General features: G+C 75.1%; 1 protein-coding gene. It reads right to left on the reverse strand.

Features of this window, described 5'->3' with window-relative positions; translation table 11 throughout:
• On the reverse strand, window positions 1-1,193 hold a 1,193-nt coding region (locus FOE67_RS26185; RefSeq protein WP_182667302.1), incomplete at its 3' end, for a protein kinase domain-containing protein.
• Between the last annotated feature and the right edge of the window lie 30 nt (window positions 1,194-1,223).

The following is a 1,223-nucleotide window of genomic DNA, read 5'->3' on the forward strand; positions in this document are numbered from 1 at the left end:
GTGCGGTGGGGGCCCGGGGCGGATACCGCCCCCGCCGGGGGGACCACGGTCGTGTCCACCACCCGTACCTCCGGCCCGAACAGTGTGGAGACCGCCGGACGCGGCACGCCGGTGGTCACCGCCACCACCTCCCGCAACACCCCGGTCAACTGTTCGGCCATCTCGGCGGCCGACCCGAATCGCAGGTCCGGGTCCGGGTCGGTACCGCGCATCACCAGCCGGTGGAAGGAGGCGTGGGTTCGGGGCACCTCGATGTCCGGCGCGCAGAGCGGGTCGTCCTCCGGCAGTCCCGCCCGAACCGTGACGCCCAGCCCCAGCTCGGCCAGGGTCACGGCCACGGTGTGCAGGTCGGAGGCGACGGAGGCGCCCAGCTCGGGCACCTCCGGGGCCTGGTAGCCGGGGGTGCCGTACAGGGTGCCGGTGGTGTCGTCGATCCGCCGGACCGCCCCCAGGTCGATGAGCTTGAGCCGGTCCCCGGTCCGGATGACGTTGGCCGGTTTGAAGTCGCAGTACAGCAGATCCCGGTCGTGCAGATGCCCCAGGGCGTCCAGTGCCTCGATCCCGAAGGCGCACACCTGTTCCAGGGGGAGCGGTCGGCCGCCGGGGCCGCGCCGGGAGTCGGCGATCTCCCGCAGCGACCGCCCGCCCGCGTACTCCATGACGATGTAGCCGTCCGGGCGGCCGGTGCGCGGATCGGGGTGCTCCACGAAGTTGTGGATGCGCACGATGCCCGGGTGCTCGATCTCGGACAGGAACCGCCGTTCGGCGATGGCGGAGGCCAGCGCGGCCTCGTCCTCGGTGTCCCGCAGGCCCTTGAGCACCACCCACCTGCGGGACACGGGATGGTCGATGGCCAGGTAGACCCACCCCTGTCCGCCGTGGGCCAGGCAGCCCACCACCTCGTACTGGCCCCTCACCCACTCGCCGGCGCGCAGCCGGGGCACGAAGCCGTACCGGCGTCCGCACCGCTCGCAGTTGCCCTCGTCACCACCGGCCCCCTCGCCGTGCGAGCGCCCCACCGGGGCGTCGCACTCGGCGTTCGGACAGCGCCGCCGGTGCTCGGGGACGCGCGGGTCGGCGAGCACCATCGAGCGCGGGTCGGGCCGGGGCTCCCCGGGCAGCTCCACCAGCCCCGCCACCGTCCGCCCCGTGCCCCGGCGCGGGCCGGCGGCCCGGCCCCTGGCGCGGATCACCGGCCCGGACCGGGAGGGGGAGGCGAGGTG

It is taken from the genome of Streptomyces calidiresistens (assembly GCF_014141525.1).
GTDB classification, from domain to species: domain Bacteria; phylum Actinomycetota; class Actinomycetes; order Streptomycetales; family Streptomycetaceae; genus Streptomyces; species Streptomyces calidiresistens.